We start from the raw sequence: 1501 nt of genomic DNA, 5'->3' as shown, positions 1-1501 counted from the left end.
AACTGTACTTTAGACTAAATAAAGATGAGAACGGTGGCTTTGAGAAGAACTAAAGCCACCGCGCCGGGAGAGAATAAGGGTGAAAAATAAAACCTATCCACTCCCTAAATGAACAGTGAACGATTAAAGGACTTTCGTCAAGCAGCATACGAGTTATTGGTCAAAGCCAAGGATGCCACATTCGAGCTGATGGATGCAGTGATGACGACCAGGAATGCAGCCTGTTTGGCGGAATTTTCGCTCAATCCATTATTCCATCGTCAATGGCCAAGCGTCTACGAGGCATTGCAAGACTGTAGACCAGACCGGAAAAAACTGATGCTGCTGTATCTGGAGCAATTACAGGAGGAAGCATCCTCAACGGAACACGTTTTAGTGGCAATCGATCATACTGCATGGGGCAGACCAGATGCCAAAACATTACAAGACAGAACCCATGAATATCACAAAGGCGTAATTATTGGACAGGGGTACAGTACAATTGCGTGGATACCCGAAGCAGAAGGAAGTTGGGCATTACCCCTACTACATGAACGAATTAGTAGTTGGTCTTCGCCAATAGAAAAAGCAGCTTCCCAACTCAAACTTGTTTGTGAACAGAGCGTCAACCCAGTTTTAGCAGTTTTAGATCGAGAATATGGGAATGCAAATTGGGTACTGGCGCAAGCAGATATTCAAGCTGATTGTTTAATGAGAGTCCGAAAGAATGCCTGTTTGTGGTCAGCACCACCAGCCTATAGTGGTCGCGGTAGGCCACGGAAACATGGGCAGAAAATGAGACTCAACGACCCAACCACATGGCTCCAAACGGATACTGTGATTGAAATTGACGAACATCCAGGGTTGGGACAAGTCCGAGTCAGTCAATGGCTTGACTTACATTTTTATCGTGCGCCTGAACAGGGAGTAAATTTAATCCTCGTCGAAAGAATGAAGCCCATGTCAAATGGTCAGCCGTTTCCACCCTTATGGTTGGCTTGGGTTGGAGAACGAACTCTACCCTTAGAAACTGTTTGGTTTAAGTATTTACGACGTTTTGGAGTGGATCATTGGTATAGATTTGTCAAGCAACGATTACATTGGACATTGCCTAACTTCAGAACTCCTGAACAATCTGATCGTTGGAGCGATTTAATGCCATTGATGAGTTGGCAACTCTGGCTGGCTAGGGATTTAGTTCTGGAAAATCGACTTCCTTGGCAATCTGCTACGATTAATTTAACTCCTGGACGTGTTGCCCAATCAATGTTGTCGGTTTTAGTTGACATTGGTACTCCCGCTACAGCGCCTAAACATAGGGGAAAATCCCCTGGTTGGGAAAAAGGAAAGGTACGTACTAAGGCACCGTGCTATCCCACTGTTAAAAAACGCGTTTCTCGACGCAAAAAGTCTTCAAGATTAGCTGTTTAATCTTCTCCCTCTTGAGTTTTTGAGCAACAGCTTGCCTTCTGCTAAAAGGCTGCTACTTTTAGCTGCACTGATTTTTTAGTCTAAACTACAG

General features: G+C 44.6%; 1 protein-coding gene. It reads left to right on the top strand.

Annotation, left to right across the window (positions count from 1 at the left end; translation table 11 throughout):
• Window positions 1-108: 108 nt before the first annotated feature.
• Window positions 109-1410: an NF041680 family putative transposase gene (locus Q5691_RS27500; RefSeq protein ID WP_333312380.1), complete on the top strand. Its 1302-nt coding sequence runs from the start codon at window positions 109-111 to the stop codon at window positions 1408-1410.
• Window positions 1411-1501 lie beyond the last annotated feature (91 nt).

The sequence above is a fragment of the Microcoleus sp. w1-18aA5 genome (assembly GCF_036701705.1).
Taxonomy (GTDB): domain Bacteria; phylum Cyanobacteriota; class Cyanobacteriia; order Cyanobacteriales; family Microcoleaceae; genus Microcoleus.
Note: the sequence above shows the minus strand (reverse complement) of the source record. Positions and strands in the feature narration are given on the sequence as shown.